Origin of the sequence: Novosphingobium sp. LASN5T, assembly GCF_003856955.1 — a bacterium.
Taxonomy (GTDB): Bacteria; Pseudomonadota; Alphaproteobacteria; order Sphingomonadales; family Sphingomonadaceae; genus Novosphingobium.
Genome location: NZ_RQSI01000002.1, coordinates 159445 through 175997, shown reverse-complemented (window position 1 = coordinate 175997; position 16553 = coordinate 159445). Strand labels below are relative to the sequence as shown.

Annotated in this window: 12 protein-coding genes; 5 read left to right on the top strand and 7 right to left on the bottom strand. The window is 65.4% G+C overall.

What is annotated here, in order from left to right:
- Positions 1-8 precede the first annotated feature (8 nt).
- Complete coding sequence (locus tag EH199_RS03185) at positions 9-2483, bottom strand: TonB-dependent receptor (RefSeq protein ID WP_124807810.1); 2475 nt, start codon at positions 2481-2483, stop codon at positions 9-11.
- 484 nt (positions 2484-2967) lie between these two features.
- On the opposite strand from EH199_RS03185, the gene EH199_RS03180 reads away from it, so the two are divergent.
- The 3 genes from EH199_RS03180 (at position 2968) to EH199_RS03170 (ending at position 8467) form a co-directional block, all read left to right on the top strand.
- The gene (locus EH199_RS03180) at positions 2968-3573 is read left to right on the top strand and encodes a hypothetical protein (RefSeq protein ID WP_124807809.1); all 606 of its coding nucleotides are present in this window, start codon (positions 2968-2970) and stop codon (positions 3571-3573) included.
- 162 nt (positions 3574-3735) lie between these two features.
- Positions 3736-6315 carry an ATP-dependent chaperone ClpB gene (gene clpB, locus EH199_RS03175; protein WP_124807808.1) on the top strand — a complete coding sequence of 860 codons (2580 nt, stop codon included), beginning with the start codon at positions 3736-3738 and terminating at the stop codon, positions 6313-6315.
- Positions 6316-6511: 196 nt separating this feature from the next.
- The gene (locus tag EH199_RS03170) at positions 6512-8467 is read left to right on the top strand and encodes a S9 family peptidase (RefSeq protein ID WP_124807807.1); all 1956 of its coding nucleotides are present in this window, start codon (positions 6512-6514) and stop codon (positions 8465-8467) included.
- A 20-nt stretch (positions 8468-8487) separates the two neighbouring features.
- Here EH199_RS03170 and EH199_RS03165 read toward each other — a convergent pair whose 3' ends face one another.
- Together EH199_RS03165 and EH199_RS03160 are read right to left on the bottom strand one after the other, a co-directional pair.
- Positions 8488-9252 carry a DUF2059 domain-containing protein gene (locus tag EH199_RS03165; RefSeq protein WP_124807806.1) on the bottom strand — a complete coding sequence of 255 codons (765 nt, stop codon included), beginning with the start codon at positions 9250-9252 and terminating at the stop codon, positions 8488-8490.
- 90 nt (positions 9253-9342) lie between these two features.
- Positions 9343-9759 carry a secondary thiamine-phosphate synthase enzyme YjbQ gene (locus EH199_RS03160; RefSeq protein ID WP_124807805.1) on the bottom strand — a complete coding sequence of 139 codons (417 nt, stop codon included), beginning with the start codon at positions 9757-9759 and terminating at the stop codon, positions 9343-9345.
- 74 nt (positions 9760-9833) lie between these two features.
- Between EH199_RS03160 and fumC the strand changes: the two genes are divergently transcribed.
- Entirely contained in the window at positions 9834-11216 is a 1383-nt protein-coding gene (gene fumC / locus EH199_RS03155; RefSeq protein WP_124807804.1) for a class II fumarate hydratase, read from the top strand.
- Positions 11217-11328: 112 nt separating this feature from the next.
- A complete protein-coding gene (locus EH199_RS03150) occupies positions 11329-12357 on the top strand; it encodes a polysaccharide deacetylase family protein (protein ID WP_124807803.1) in 1029 nt (342 codons plus the stop codon).
- A 6-nt stretch (positions 12358-12363) separates the two neighbouring features.
- On the opposite strand, the gene EH199_RS03145 is transcribed toward EH199_RS03150, so the two are convergent.
- From EH199_RS03145 to EH199_RS03130, 4 genes are all read right to left on the bottom strand, one after another.
- Complete coding sequence (locus EH199_RS03145; protein WP_124807802.1) at positions 12364-13197, bottom strand: proline dehydrogenase; 834 nt, start codon at positions 13195-13197, stop codon at positions 12364-12366.
- Positions 13197-14363, bottom strand: a complete 1167-nt coding sequence (locus EH199_RS03140; RefSeq protein WP_124807801.1) for a GNAT family N-acetyltransferase — start codon at positions 14361-14363, stop codon at positions 13197-13199. Before EH199_RS03140 ends, EH199_RS03145 begins: the two co-directional genes overlap by 1 nt.
- 124 nt (positions 14364-14487) lie before the next feature.
- Positions 14488-15372: an amidohydrolase family protein gene (locus EH199_RS03135; RefSeq protein ID WP_124807800.1), complete on the bottom strand. Its 885-nt coding sequence runs from the start codon at positions 15370-15372 to the stop codon at positions 14488-14490.
- A gap of 113 nt (positions 15373-15485) precedes the next feature.
- Positions 15486-16547: a 4-oxalomesaconate tautomerase gene (locus tag EH199_RS03130; protein WP_124807799.1), complete on the bottom strand. Its 1062-nt coding sequence runs from the start codon at positions 16545-16547 to the stop codon at positions 15486-15488.
- Positions 16548-16553 lie beyond the last annotated feature (6 nt).

Here is a 16553-nt window from a genome sequence, read left to right as displayed (position 1 = left end):
CGCGCGGATCAGAACTTCACGTTGATTTCAGCGCCCCAGGTGCGCGGATCGTTGAAGAAGCCGCTGATGCCGGCGGCGGCGCTGCCGGTCTTGTAGAACAGGTGCTGTTCGTTGAAGAGATTGCGCGCCCACAGCGCCACCGTCACCTTCGCGCCGTTCGCTTCCATGGGGATGTCGGCCAGCGCGATGCGCCCGTTGAACACCAGCCCGGATTCCCCCTTCACCTGCGGGTAGCGCACCGCGCGCGTGTTGTTGTCGTAGTTCGCGTCGGTGTAGTTGACGTAGAAGCCGGAGTCGTAGTTGCCGTCGAGGTGCAACTTCAGCATCGCACCGCCGGCCGTCACTTCGTGTTCGTAGTCGATCGATCCGCTGGCCGAATGCTTCGGCGTGTAAACCTGGTAGATCGGCACCGGCGTGGTGATCGGCACGCCGCCGGTCTGCGGGAACGGATTGACCGTCGGCGGGATGTGCACGCTGTTGTAGGCATAGCTGGCCGACAGGGTCAGGCCATCCATCGGCATCAGCAGCAGTTCGGCTTCCACACCCTTCAGGCGGCCCGTGCCGGGCGCGTTGACCACGTCCGTCGTGGTGCGGGTCGTAATCTGCGGCACGCCGTTGACGGTATCGACATAGAGGCCGCTGAAGTCGAGCTGGATGCTCTTGTAGGTGCCCGTGTAGGCGGCGATATTGAACCGGGCATGGCGGTCGAAGAATTCGGTCTTGGCGCCGATTTCGAACATCGACACCTTTTCCGGATCGAACGCGCGGTACGTCAGCGAGCGCGAGCTGGCGCCGCCGGAGCGGTAGCCCGTGCTCCACTTGCCGTAGAAGTGCAGGTCACGCGATGCATCGAACGCCAGGTTCACCAGCGGATCGACGCGCGACCAGCTGCGATCGAGCGCGATCGGGCCGACCACGTTGACGCCGTTGACCGGGATCGAGGGGGCCGCGCCGTTGATGGTGAACAGCGATCCTTCCTTCTTGTCGCGCGTCCAGCGGGCGCCGACCGTCAGGTGGACCATGTCTTCCAGCACGGGCGGGGTGTACGTCGCCTGGCCATAGACGCCGATGCTGGTGGTTTTGACGTGGCTGGCGCGCTGCGTCACATAGCGGCAGCTTGAAACCAGTGCCTGATCGCAGATGGTATAGGCGGTGCCGGCCGCGTTGGTGAACATCAGCGTGTTGGGCGCCTGCGCGCTGTCTTCCACGCGTTCCTGGTAATAGAGGCCGCCGGCCTGGTACTTCAGCCGTGGCACTTCGCCGATCACCTGCAATTCCTGGCTGAACTGGTTCTGCCGGAACGGCGCCAGGCTGTAGCGGCCGAAGGCGAAGTTCTGGAAGCTGGCGACCGAGACCGGGCGCTGCATGCTGGTGGCGACAGACCCGTTGTCGAACTGGCTTTGCGTCATTTCGCGATAGCTGGTGATCGACCGGAAGGTCAGGTTCGGCGTGGCGATGTATTCCAGGCCAAGCCGCCCGCCTTCGGCCTTGCCCACGCTCGCCTGCTGCGGCGCGCCGACCACGGCGGTGGAGGCGCGGTCGGGCTGCAGGGTCAGCAGCGGGGACAGGACGTTGGCCGGCACCGCGGCCGATCCCGACGCGGACACGGGCAGGCCGAGCGGCGCCGAAATCTGCTGCATGTACAGCGTGCTGGTCGCGTCGTAGCTGTTGTCGTACGACAGGTCGGCGCTGAAATTGCTGACCGGCTTCCACAGCGCTTCCACGTGCACGCCGTGCTTGTCATAGGAATTGAAGCCCAACTGACCCGGCATCGGGTTCTTCACGAAGGGGTTGCGGCGGGCAATCACGCCATCGACCTTCAGGCTGATGTTCGCGAACTCCGGCAGATCGACATGGACTTCGCCCTTGTACGATCCATAGTTGCCGGCCCCGGCCGTGGCGTTCAGCTTGAACTGGCCGCTGGGCTTCTTGGTCACGATGTTGACCGCGCCGCCCATGGTGTTGCGGCCGAACAGCGTGCCCTGCGGACCTTTCAGCACTTCGATGTTCTCCACATCGAACAGCGCGGTGCCAAGGCCCTGCGCGCGGCCCATGTACACGCCATCGACATAGACGCCCACGCCCTGATCGCGCGCGGGCTGGTTCGAATCGGACAGCACGCCCACGCCGCGGATGTTGACGATCAGCGCACCGGGGCGCGAGAAGAACGGGGCGACCTTCAGCGAGGGAATGGCGCCGTCACCCAGATCGAGCAGCGAGGTGACATGGCGGTCGGCCAGGCCCTGGCTGGTGAGGACTGAAATCGCGATCGGCGTTTCCTGCAGGTTTTCCCGGCGCTTCTGCGCGGTCACCACGATTTCGGAAAGCTGCCCGCCGCCACCGGGCGCTTCGGCGTCCGGGCTTTGCGTATCGGCCGCCGGTGCGGCCTGGTCGTCGGACGCGGCCAGCGCCGGCGTGGCCAGCAGGGTTGCCAGCACAAGGCAAGAGGCGCCCAGCGCCAGGCGCGGTTGAAATGCGATCATGATTGTCCCCCTGGGATTTGAACCGCCCGACCCGATCGGGCTCCCGGGCGGCACCTAGGGGGCGCAGGTTGCAGTTCGGCGCTGCTCCGGTGACGGTGGCATGACCGACTTGTTGCGATGCAGCATTTTGGGGCGCGTTAGGATGGGCTAACGCGTTGGGTGGGTGGGGTATTTCCGGCGAGAGTGTGAAGGCGACTTTCCGGCGGACGCCTGCGCGTCGATTGGCGGCGCAAAAAGGGTGACAAGAACGGTGTATGGAGAGATCCAAATGCCAATTAGGGCAACGCCGCCTCGCGATCGAATCAACCGAGTTAAATTCGGTTGCCTAATCGTGGTCCGACTGGTGACGCGCCTCGGAAGTAGAGGTAGGAAATGCTGCTGTCGTAAGTTTTTGGACTGGACTCTTTCGTGGGCTTATGTGGCTTACGAGGGTGTTTCGCGTCAGGCGTAAAGCGTCGCTTTTTCAATTTGATCGGTGTTATTGATGACTGTCCCGGTGCTGACCCCCGTCGAGGAACACATCGCCTTCCATATGGCCATAGGACAGGCGATTACGCAGTGGGCGCATGTTGAGAACGGCCTATTCAACATCTGCACTGTCGCTTTTTCCGGCGTGCCGACAAAGGTCGTTGGTGCGTCCTTCTACGCAATCGATAACTTCAGAACGAAGCTGGCATTTACGGACAATGCAATTGCGCAATCAAATACGTTCAAAGAGCTGATCGAGGACTGGGCAAGATTGCGTGAACAGGTTCGTGCTTTGTCCTCAACGCGTAACAAGATCGCGCATTGCCGAACTATCGGATTCTATGGAGCAAGTGCGGGGCGACGATACGCGATCGTGCCAATCTCATATAAGGAACCGAAGATCAAATCTAAGAGGCCATTGCCGCCAAGTGGGTCACTCTGTGTCAGAGATATTGATCTAGTTTCAAGGCAATTTTCTAGAGCTTCCAATCTTTTATTGGATTTGATGGCGAAAGCCCAAGGGGGCCAATGGCTGCCAGCAGAACACGCTCCACCAGAACCGCAACTCCGCTCTCTGAAGGACATTAGAAGCCTGATAGACGCAGCGCGTTCCCAACGGTGAGAGGCATCGTCTTAGTAATTTCAATTCTCGAACTGCCACGCAGTTACGGGGCGTATCGACAGCTAGCTTTGTCATGAATGTCATCACCCAAAATTTGACCCATGTCCTTGTGTTGCCCAAACGCAACACTATCTCTGGCGCAACAGGAGGACATTAGACCCCATGAACCTCGAGAAATTCACCGATCGTGCCAAGGGCTTCCTGCAGGCGGCCCAGACCGTTGCCATCCGCATGAACCATCAGCGGATCACGCCGGACCATATCCTGAAAGCCCTGCTGGAAGATGGCGAGGGCATGGCGTCCGGGCTGATCCAGCGCGCCGGCGGCAATGCCGCGCTGGCCCAGGCCGAAGTCGACAAGGCGCTGGCGAAGATCGCGGCGGTGTCCGGCTCGGGCGCGCAGCAGACGCCGGGCCTCGACAACGATGCCGTGCGCGTGCTCGACCAGGCCGAGCAGGTCGCCGCCAAGTCGGGCGACAGCTTCGTCACCGTCGAACGGATGCTGGTGGCGCTCACGCTCGCCACCACCACGGCGGCGGGGCAGGCGCTGAAGGCGGCCGGCGTCACCGCGCAGGCGCTGGAAGCGGCGATAACCCAGTTGCGCGGCGGCCGCACGGCGGACAGCGCCGGGGCGGAAAACGCCTATGAGGCGATGAAGAAGTACGCGCGCGACCTGACCGAGGCGGCGCGCGAGGGCAAGCTCGATCCGGTGATCGGCCGCGACGAGGAAATCCGCCGTACCGTGCAGATCCTCGCCCGGCGCACCAAGAACAACCCGGCGCTGATCGGCGAGCCGGGCGTGGGCAAGACCGCGATTGCCGAGGGACTGGCGCTGCGCATCGCCAACGGCGACGTGCCCGAATCCCTGCGCGACCGGCGGCTGATGGCGCTCGACATGGGCGCGCTTATCGCCGGGGCGAAGTATCGCGGCGAGTTCGAGGAACGGCTGAAAGCGGTGCTGGACGAGGTGAAGGGCGCCGAGGGCGAGATCATCCTGTTCATCGACGAGATGCACACGCTGATCGGCGCGGGCAAGACCGATGGCGCGATGGACGCTTCCAACCTGCTCAAGCCGGCGCTGGCGCGCGGCGAACTGCACTGCATCGGCGCGACCACGCTGGACGAGTACCAGAAGTACATCGAGAAGGACCCCGCCTTGCAGCGGCGGTTCCAGCCGGTGTTCGTGGGCGAGCCGACCGTGGAGGACACGATCAGCATCCTGCGCGGCATCAAGGACAAGTACGAGCTGCACCACGGCGTGCGCATCGCCGACAACGCGATCGTCGCCGCGGCCACGCTGTCCAACCGCTATATCTCCGACCGCTTCCTGCCGGACAAGGCGATCGACCTGATGGACGAGGCCGCCAGCCGCATCCGCATGGAAGTGGAATCGAAGCCGGAGGAAATCGAGAAGCTCGACCGGCGGATCATCCAGCTCAAGATCGAGGAGATGGCGCTCGCCAAGGAAAGCGACACCGCCTCGAAGGACCGGCTGGAGAACCTGCGCGAGGAACTGGCCAACCTGGAGCAGCAGTCGTCCGAACTGACCACGCGCTGGCAGAACGAACGCGACAAGATCGCCGCCGAGGGCAAGATCAAGGAAGCGCTGGACGCGGCGCGGATGGAACTGGAACAGGCGCAGCGCCAGGGCGATCTCGGCAAGGCGGGCGAGCTGGCCTATGGCCGCATTCCCGAGCTGGAGAAGCAGCTTGCCGACGCGCATACCCAGTCCGAGAACGCCCTGCTGCGTGAAGAGGTGACGGCCGAGGACATCGCCGCCGTGGTCAGCAAGTGGACCGGCGTGCCGGTCGACAAGATGATGGAAGGCGAACGCGAGAAGCTGCTCCACATGGAGGAGGAGCTTGGCCGCCGCGTGATCGGCCAGAAGGATGCGGTCGTGGCCGTGTCCAAGGCGGTGCGCCGCGCCCGCGCCGGGCTGCAGGACCCGAACCGGCCGCTCGGCTCGTTCCTGTTCCTTGGCCCCACCGGCGTCGGCAAGACCGAACTGACCAAGGCGCTCGCCGGCTTCCTGTTCGACGACGACAGCGCGATGGTGCGCATCGACATGAGCGAGTTCATGGAGAAGCACTCCGTCAGCCGCCTGATCGGCGCGCCTCCGGGCTATGTTGGTTACGATGAAGGTGGCGTTCTCACCGAAGCGGTTCGCAGGCGGCCGTACCAGGTCGTGCTGTTCGACGAGGTCGAGAAAGCGCATGGCGACGTGTTCAACGTGCTGCTGCAGGTGCTGGACGATGGCCGGCTGACCGACGGGCAGGGGCGCGTGGTGGATTTCACCAACACGCTGATCATCCTGACCTCGAACCTGGGCAGCCAGTACCTCGCCAACCTTGAGGAAGGGCAGGACGTCACCTCGGTCGAACCGCAGGTGATGGAAGTGGTGCGCGCGCACTTCCGGCCGGAATTCCTGAACCGGCTGGACGAGATCATCCTGTTCCACCGCCTGGGCCAGGAACACATGGCGCCGATCGTCGAAATCCAGGTCGCACGCGTCGCCGGCCTGCTCAAGGACCGCAAGATCGCGATCGACCTGACGGACGCCGCCAAGCGCTGGCTGGGCCGCGTCGGCTACGATCCCGTCTATGGCGCAAGGCCGCTCAAGCGCGCGGTGCAGCGCTACCTACAGGACCCGCTGGCGGAAAAGCTGCTGGGTGGCGAGATCCCGGACGGCAGCACGGTGCGGATCAACGAAGGCGATGGCGCACTGAACTTCAGCGTGTCCTGAACCGGACGCCGCTTCCGGCCCTCAAACGCCGGCCCTTGAACGAACGCCCTCTCCCGCCGGCCGGGAGGGGGCGTTTCGTATGGGAACGTCCATTCTTGCGCTATTTCATGGAGATGTAACCGGGAAAGAGAATTGACGGTGGCGCTTTCCTTTGCCTCATTCGCGGTGGGGTGGGGCTTCTAACCGGGGGATTTCGATGTTTGACAGGCGCTGGCTGGCCGCGGCGGCAACCACGATCATGCTCGCGGCCGGGGTGCCGGCTCACGCGCAAGCGGATGCCGCACCGGCCGCGCAGCCACGCCCCCCGCGCATCGAGACGGGCGTGCTGGCCAACCAGCCGTTCCTCAGCAATCCCAAGCTCTCGCCCGACGGCACGCAGATCGTCGCGCGGATGAACGTGGCCGGCAAGGATTGCATCGGAGTCATCAAGATCGGCGAGAACAATCCCCGGATCATGGACCTGGGGAACGAATACGATCTCAACTGGTATCGCTGGGCCGGAAACGGCACGATCCTGATAAGCATGGGCAAATCGGTGCCGTGGGACGGCGATGATGCCTGGCAGACGCGGCTGGTGGCGTTCGACATCACCACCGGCAAGACCCGCTTCATCGGCGGCCGGGAGGAAGGGCTGGTCGGCGATGACGTGCTCTGGATTGATCCGGAAGGGCAGTCGATCCTGCTGGCCTATCAGAGCACGATCTATGACTACCCGTCCGTGTTCACCGTCAATCTGGCGACCAACCGCCAGAAGCAGGTCGTTCAGGCCCGCACCGACATCTGGGACTGGTACGCCGATGAACAGGGCGTGGTCCGCGCCGGCTTCGGCTGGTCGGGCGATCGCTGGACGATGATCTACCGTCCGAACGCCACGGAATCGTTCCATACGGTGGTGAAGGCCAAACAGGGGGACGAGGACGCCGGCTTCGATGCGTTCCGCATCTACCAGGGCAGCGATCTCGGCTACCGGATCATGAACAACGAGGCGACCGGGCGCTATGCGCTCTATCGCTTCAACTTCGCCACGCGCGAACGGGGCGAACTGATCCTCGACAACGTGTCGAACGACATCGACGATTTCGATACCTCGATCGACGGCGCGAACCCGCTGGCCGCATGGTACACCGACGACCGGTCCCGGGTGCACTGGTTCGACAAGACCATGCACGATGTGCAGGATGCGATCGACAAGGCGGTTGGCGGCATGCAGGCCTCGATCGTTTCGCGCAGCCGGGATGATTCCGTGCTGATGATCCATCTCGGGTCGTCCAGCAACGCCGGGCAATACTATTTGTACCGGCAGGACGCCGGCAAGATGATGCTTCTGGCACGCGTGAACGAGAAGCTGCGCTCCGCCGACCTCGTACCGACCCGCTATGTGCACTACAAGGCCCGCGATGGTCTTGAGGTGCCCGCCTATCTCACCCTGCCGGCAGGGCGGGACCCGAAGAACCTGCCGCTGGTGATCCTGCCGCACGGCGGGCCTTACGACATCCGCGACGATGGCACGTTCGATCCTGAAGTGCAGTTCCTGGCCAATCGCGGCTACGCGGTGCTCCAGCCGGAATTTCGCGGGTCCGGCGGCTATGGCAAGGCGTTCTACGAGAAGGGTGAAGGCCAGTGGGGTCGGGCCATGCAGGACGATCTCGACGACGGGATGGACTGGCTGGCCAAGGACGGCACGATCGATCCCAAGCGGGTGTGCCTGATCGGTGCTTCCTATGGCGGCTATGCCGCCTTGTGGGGCGCCACGCGCAATCCCGAACGCTATCGTTGCGCGGCCAGTTTTGCCGGCGTTTCGGACCTTCCGCGCCAGCTCAAGTTCCAGATCGCGTTCAAGGTCAGCAAGCGGTACCGCAAGGACTGGCGGCGCACGGTGCAGGGCGAGGAGACGTTCGATCTCAGGACCGTGTCGCCGCTGTTCACGCTGGATCGCCTGCGGGTGCCGGTGCTGATGATGCACGGAACCGAGGACCAGCGCGTGCCCTACAAGCAGTCGAAACTGTTTGCCGACGCGCTCAAGCTCTCCGGCAAACCCTATGAGTTCTATACGCTGGAAGGCGAAGGCCACGGCTTTTCGACCAGCGCCAACATGCAGCAATGGCTGGACCGGCTCGACGTGTTCCTGGCGAAGTACAACCCCGCGGACTGAACGCGCGACGGTGCTTTGCTCTACTGGCCCTTGCGCGGCTGGCGCCCTGCCAGATCGGCTTCGCTGATGCCGAGCAGCCGGACAAGCTGCGCGCGTTCCGCCGCCGTCAGATCGGCATAGCGGCGCGGCTTGGGCAGGTTGGCGGTGGCTGCGGTCATCTTCTGGATCATCGCCGGCATCTGGCGCATGATCTGCGGCAGCAGCGCCTGCATCCGGCCCATGACGGCCGGGTCCATGAACAGTGTCATCGAATTGCTGGCATATTCGCTGCCCGTGGGCGTGGCGAAGAAGCGGTTCAACTCGTCGAGCTGGGCGGCGGAGAAACGGCGGGCATAGGCTTCGGCCAGCCCTGCGCGCATGTCCGGCTCGAACTGGGTCATCATCGTGGTCATCTCGTCGCGCATCACGGTCATGGAAAGATCGGTGCGCTGGCGGAAGGCGGGATCAAGAATGGCCATGACTTCGGCCATGGTGCCCTTGCCGACTTTGGCCGCTTCCTCGGGCTTCAGGCCCGCCAGGCCAACGAGATCGCGCATCGGCAGCGCGGTCATGCTGTCGACCGATTGCCGGACGATGGTGTCCATCGTGCCGTTCATGATCTTGGCATAGGTGCCGGCCGGGAAGATGTGGTCGACCGTGGCGGTGGCGGCCTGTAGCCGCGCGGGATCGACGGGCGGCAGAGCGGGGCTTGCGCTCGCTGAGGGCGCGGCGCTTTCCTGCGCGATGGCGGCGGCGGGGGAAAGCAGCAGCGCTGCAGCAACGGTAGCGCGAAGAAGGGCGGACATCGGGGCCTCCGGATCAGGTCGGTCCCGCGTTAGCGCATCCGCGTGACACCATGAAGCGCGGATAACTCCGATGTGCCCAGGGTCAGGAGCCTAAGCCCCGATCAGGTGGAGCACCACCTTGCGGCGGTGCGGTGCCCGGCGGTGTTCGACCAGATAGATGCCCTGCCATGTGCCGAGCGCTGGGCGTCCGCCAGCGATCGGGATCGACAACGAAACGCCGGTCAGGATTGCCTTCAGATGCGCCGGCATGTCGTCCGGCCCTTCGTCGTCATGGGCATAGCCCGCATTCTCCGGGGCCAGCTGGTCGAGCCAGCGCACCACGTCGCCACGCACTTCGGGCGCGGCATTTTCCTGGATGCACAGCGAGGCCGAGGTATGCCGGCAGAACGCGGTGAGCAGCCCCGTCTCGATCCCTTGCGCGGCGACCCAGCCCGCGACTTGGGGCGTGATTTCGTGAAGGCCGCGGCCCGGCGTGGGAACGGCAAGTTCGGTCAGGGATTGGCGCATCGCGGTTTTCATCGCACCGGCTGGCCTTGCTGTCGAGCCGGTGTAGGATAAGGCCGACCTTCCGGAGTGACCCCATGACCGCCACGCGCCTTGAATCCGACAGTATTGGCGAAATCGCCGTCCCCGCATCCGCTTACTGGGGCGCGCAGACCCAGCGCAGCGTCGAGAATTTCCCTTTCGGTATGCAGGAAAGGATGCCGCTGGGCATCGTGCGCGCGCTGGCGCTGGTCAAGCAGGCGGCGGCGCGGGTGAACCGGCGGCATGGGCTGGATGCCGGGCTGGCCGACGCGATCGGCACGGCGGCGGGCGAAGTGATCGCGGGCCGGCACGACGATCAGTTTCCTCTGGTCATCTGGCAGACCGGCAGCGGCACGCAATCGAACATGAACGTCAACGAAGTGATCGCCGGGCGCGCTAACGAGATCCTGACGGGAACGCGCGGCGGCAAGAACCCGGTCCATCCCAACGATCACGTCAATCGCGGGCAATCGTCCAACGATAGCTTTCCGACCGCGCTGCATATCGCGGCGGTGCAATCCCTGAACGATGATTTGATTCCCGCGCTCGACCGGCTGTGCGGCGCGCTGACGGTCAAGGCGGAGGCATGGCAGGGTATCGTCAAGATCGGCCGAACCCATCTGCAGGATGCCACGCCGCTGACGCTGGGCCAGGAATTCTCGGGCTATGTCCAGCAGTTGCGCGATGCCTATCGCCGCTTGCGCGATGCGGAGGCCTTTCTGCTCCGTCTGGCGCAGGGCGGCACGGCCGTGGGCACAGGGTTGAACGCGCCCGAAGGGTTCAGCGAGGACTTCGCCGCCGAAGTCGCGGCGCTGACCGGCCGCCCCTATGTGACCGCGCCCAACAAGTTCGAGGCGCTGGCATCGAACGATGCGCTGGTGCACTTCTCGGCCACGCTGGCCACGCTGGCGGTGGCGCTGACCAAGATCGCCAACGATATTCGCCTGCTCGGGTCCGGTCCGCGTTCGGGGCTGGGGGAACTGGACCTGCCGGCCAACGAACCGGGCAGCTCGATCATGCCGGGCAAGGTCAACCCCACGCAGTGCGAGATGCTGACGATGGTGTCCGCGCAAGTGATCGGCAACCACCAGGCGGTGACGGTCGGCGGCTTGCAGGGCCATCTGGAACTCAATGTGTTCAAGCCGCTGATTGGCGCGGCCGTGCTGCGGTCCGTCCACCTGCTTGCCGTCGGCATGGACAGCTTCGCGGAACGCTGCGTGGAAGGCATCGAGCCGAACACCGGGCGCATTGCCGAACTGGTCGACCGGTCGCTGATGCTGGTGACGGCGCTGGCGCCCGCGATCGGCTACGACAACGCCGCCAAGATTGCCAAGCACGCGCACGCGCAAGGGTTGACCCTGCGCGAGGCGGGGCTGGCGCTGGGGCTGGTGGACGAAGCCACGTTCGACCGGCTGGTGCGCCCGGCCGACATGGTGTGATCGATCCTATTTGGATCGGACCGCCGGGCATACGAAAACCGGCGCGAGTGGCGCATCCCCGATTGTCGCGCTAGAGCGCTACCGGGGGACCGCCCGCCGACAGAGGAAGCCAATGCGCAAGTTCCTGTTGTTCCTGCCATCGCTGGCGCTGCTGGTGCTGGCGGCGCCGGTCGTTCGTGCCGCGCCCAATGCCCATGCTCTGCCGAACGTCTTGCCGAATGCCGCCGCCAAGCCCGCGCCGCAAGCGCCCGCGCGGCCGCCGCGTGGCACGATCGCGCTGACGTTCGATGATCTGCCCGGCCTGACCCAGCTCAACAGCCAGCCTTATGTCGATTACATCAACGTGATGATCCTGCGCGGCCTGCGACACTATCATTTCCCGGCGACGGGCTTCGTCAACGAAGGCAAGCTGGCGCTCGACCGACCGCGCCAGATCGCCAACCTGCGGCGCTGGCTTGATGCCGGGATGGACCTGGGCAACCACACCTTCTCGCACAATTCGCCGAACCAGATCGGGGGGCGGGCCTATATCGCGGACATCGCGCGCGGCGAGCCGGTCATTCGCGAACTGCTCGCCGAACGCCACCGCCGGCCGCGCTGGTTCCGCTATCCCTATCTGGAGACCGGATCGCCCGAAGCGGTCAAGCGCGAGATCGAGCAGTGGCTGACCGAGCATGGCTACCGCAACGCTCCGGTCACCATCGACGCGGACGACTGGGAGTTCGCCGAGCCTTACGACGACGCCATCGCGCGGCATGACGAACCCCGCCGGCAGCGCATCCGTGCCACCTACCTCGCCTATACCGAACGGACGATCGGCTGGTATCGTTCGGCATCGCGCGCGTTGTTCGGCCGCGATATACCCTACGTCATGCTGCTGCACGCCACGCGGCTCAATGCCGACAGCATGGACGAACTGGCCGCGATCCTGAAGCGCCAGCGGCTGCGTCCGGTCTCGCTGGACCAGGCGATGCGTGATCCGGCGTACCGCACGCCCGATCCTTATAGCGGCAAGGACGGGATCGAGTGGCTCGAGCGCTGGTCGATGGAACTGCACAAGCCGCTGCCGTGGGACAGCTTCGAGGATGTGCCCAAGGCCATCCAGGAGGACTACAAGCGCGTGGATGCGGATCAAAAGTAGGGCGTTTCAGCCGATCAGGTCGCGCAGCATCCACAGCGGCAGGTACGGGCGGGCGAGCGCCTTGTCGAGCGCATAGGGCCACCACCCTTCGCCGAACGGGATATAGACGCGGACCGACACGCCCTGCGCGCGCGCGATGGCCATGGTGCGCCGCATCGGCAGCCCCCGCAACTGTTCGAGTTCGCACGGCGTGCCGGCGGCGCGCAAGGTGCGCAGCGCATGGTCCGCCAGCTCCGGCTTGTGCGTGGCCACGGATACCGGGGCGGTTCGACCGGCCAGCGTTTCCACCAGCGCGCGATAGGCGTGGTCCATGTCGCAATCCGGCCAATCGGGATCGGCCCATTCGCCCTTGACGAGGCGCAAGCGGGCGGTGGTGTCGCGCAGGCGCGCCGCATCGTCCAGGCTGCGCCGCCAGCGCGCGGGAAGGACGCAGCCGGTGCCGGGCTGTTCCGGGAGCAGGGCCGCCAGATATCCGTGGATCGGTTCCGCGTCCTTCAGCGCATGCGCGTCGAACAGCAAAGGCATGGCGGCGGTGCTCGCGGCCTGCGCGATGGCGGCGAAGGCGGGCTCGTCGAACGCCAGTGTGGGCAGCTTGGCCGAGAGATAGGGCGCGCCGCCCTGGCTCGCGAGCAGCGCGATGGCGGCGATGTTCTTGGCCGCCACTGCAGCGGGTTCCGCGTCCGGCCCCGGGATGTAACCCGTTGTTACCCCGATCCCGCGCCGTTCGAGCCGCCGCGCCAGCCGCGCGACGGATCGCGCATCCGGCGCGGGCAGCAGGCGCCCCAGACGGCCGGGAAGGGCATAGCGCGCGTCACGCAGGGCGGCTTTCACGCCGCGCATCAGGCACCGGTTTCGGGAAACAGGCGCTGGCGCAGCCAATCGCTGCCGTCCACGGCCAGCGCCGTCAGCCCGGCGATGGAGAACGGATAGGTGCGCAGCCGCACGCACTCGTGGTGATCGCGCGTCCACAGTTCGGAGATCCACGGCTCGATATTGCCGAGCAGCTCGTAGGCGATAAGCCCGCGCGAAGCCGCATATCGCAGCGTGTGCAGCATCAGCAGCGTTCCCGGTGAACATTTGCCGAAGCGTTCGTCGTAGCCGATCTTGAACAGCCAGAAGCGCGCGGCGTGCTCGATCGCAAGCTGCATGGCGGCCGGCTGTCCATCGATGCGCACGAAGGCGACGCGGAACGTGCCGGCGGCACTGGCGGCGCGGAAGAAGGCTCGGAAGAAATCGGCCTTGGCCCGATCACTGGCCATGGCCGTCCCTGCCTCCTTCTTCCAGCTATGCAGTTCGACATCGAGCGCCTCGTCGAACCAGCGGTCGAAGGTGTCTGGATCGGGCGCGTGGACCTCGTAAGTCACGGCGCCCATGGCCGCGGCCTTGCGCGTGGCGCGGCGGAAGTCGGAACGGCGGCCGGCGTTGAACTGGTCTTCAGGGTGTTCCCACGCCGGTCCAAGCGTGATCGTGGGACAGGGCAGGGCGGACCGGACCGACACCAGTCCGCGCCCTTTCATCGCCGCGCGCAGCGTGGGGACGAGCAGCGACTGCGCCGGTATCCGGTCCAGCGAGACGGGCTGCGATTGCCCGGCGATGGCCTGGGCGAGCCGGTGCGCGGCTTCGGGGCTATCATAGAGCGCATCGCAAGGTTCATAGACCTCGCGCGCGCCGGGCATCCGCCAGCGGTGTGGTCGGCTGGAAGCATCGCGATACAAGGGCAGCAGCGCCGCCAGTCCCTCCCATCCTCGCGCGGCCAGTTCCTGCCCGCCGATCTCGTGGGCGACGGCGAAAACGTTGATGTCGGCGCCGGCCAGCATCGAACAGGCCAGCGCGGTGACGAAGGCCAATCCCTGCGTTGGCAAGGCGGCGGACGCTTCGAGCCGGGTCCATGCCGCGCAAAAGGCCGGATCGGCGAGGGCCGGGGCAAACGCCACCGTCTTGTACACGCGCGCGGAAGCCGACCGCGGCGCGGCCTCGCCATCGATATGCGGTTGCGTGCGGATCACTTGCCGTCCCTTCCGTCAGAGTGGCCTCTAACCGAAGGGGCTTAATTTTTCGCTGCGCGCCGGGTGGTGCAGCGGCCTGACAAAGGGGTGATCGGGCAGGCGCGGGGCCTGCCCGTGCGGGCTGTCAGTCGGCCCAGTAAAGCGCGGTGGGGTTGTCGATCAGCAGCTTGCGCTGGAGTTCCTCGGTCGGGGCGATCCGCGGGATCATGTCGACCAGATGGCCGTCGTCGGGGATCTCAGTGTCCATGTTGGGGTGCGGCCAGTCGGTGCCCCACAACACGCGGTCCTGATAATCGGCCACCAGCGGCGCCACGGCGTCGGCAAAGGCGTTCCACGGATCGCCCGCGCCGCCTTCCTTGATCGCGTCGAGCCGGTCGGGGCAGGTGGCCTTGAACCAGATGTCCTCACGGCTGTCCAGAAAGGCGCGGAAGGCCTTCATGTCCGCGCCGTCCGGACCCTGCCGCACATCGGGGCGGCCCATGTGGTCGATCACCAGCGGCACGGGGATGGCGTCCATGAACGGGCGCAGTTCGTCGAGAATATCGGCCTCGAAATAGATCACCACGTGCCAGCCCTTGGGCAGCCGGTTGGCGACTTCGAGGAACTTGTCCTTCGGCGCGTCATCGACCAGCCGCTTGAGGAAATTGAAGCGGATGCCACGAATGCCGCCTTCGTGCAGGGCATGAAGATCGGCTTCCGAAATCGCGGGATCGACCACGGCGACGCCGCGCGCCTTGCCATCGGACTTGGCGATGGCATCCAGCGTGGCGGCGTTGTCCGTGCCATGGCAGCTTGCCTGCACGATCACGTTTTTGGTGAAGCCCAGGTGATCGCGCAGCGCGAACAGCATGTCCGGCCCGGCATCCCGCGGCAGGTACTTGGCCTTGGCGCTGAACGGGAACTGCGCCATCGGGCCGAACACGTGGCAATGCGCGTCGATCGCGCCGGCGGGCGGGGTGTAGCGCGGCTTGGACGGGTTTGTGTGCCAGCTCAGGATGCGGTCGGTCATGGTCTTACCCTCGGCGCGCGTCCTTCGACAGGCTCAGGACGAACGGGTGTTGAAACAGGAACAATTACCAGACTCCGCTCATGCTGAGCCTGTCGAAGCATGCGCGCTGCCCGTTATCCGAACACCACGCCGTCCATCAGCTTGCGCGCGGTGCGCAGCAGCGCGGCGGTGCGCACCGCGCCGGTATTGTCGGTTTCGAGCACGCAGCTCATTTCGCCGGTGGGGTGTTCCACCGACAGCGTCTTGCGCATGCCGTCGGGGATCACGGCCACCTCGGCCGCCGGCGAACCAGGGATGAGGCAGGCGGTAGCGACGCTCACCGCCCCCAGCACGCCGATGGTGGCATGGGCGCGGTGGGGAATGAAGCTGCGCACGGTAACGGCGCCGCCGTTCTTCGGCGGGGCGACGAGCATCATCTTGGGGACGGACTTTTCCTTCACGTCGCCCAGATTCATGCGTTCGCCCACGGCCAGCCGGATCGCTTCGATCCTGGCCTTCAACTCGGTGGCGTTGTCCAGCCAGTCCCGGTCCTCGTAGCCGGTGATACCCACGTCCTGCGCTTTCATCACCACGCAGGGCATGCCGTTGTCGATCAGCGTCACCGGCACGCCGTTGACTACATCGACCGCGTTGCCCGTGGGCAGCAGCGCCCCGCACGAAGATCCGGCGGTATCGCGGAATTCCAGTGGGACCGGCGCATGGGTGCCCGGCACGCCATCGATCGCGGCAGTGCCGGCATACGTGACCTTGCCGCCCGGCGTCCGCACCGTGGCCACGGCGACCTGCCCGGTGTTTTCCATGAAAATGGCGACACGGGTTTCATCGCCGGTGGCGGCGACAAGGCCGCGCTCGATCGCGAAGGGGCCGATCCCGGCCAGGATATTGCCGCAGTTCTGCGCGTCGGTAACGATCGCCTGATCGACGAAGACCTGCAGGAACAGGTAATCAACGTCGATCCCTTCGCGCGTGGACTTCGCTACCACGGCCACCTTGCTGGTCAGCGGGTCCGCGCCGCCCATGCCGTCGATCTGGCGCGGATCGGGGCTGCCCATCACGCCGAGCAGGAACGCGTCGCGCGCGGCGGTATCGACGGGAAGGTCTTCCTTGAGGAAGTATCCGCCCTTGGACGTGCCGCCGCGCATCCACATGCAGGGGGCAGAGAAGCCGGAGGTCATCGGCCC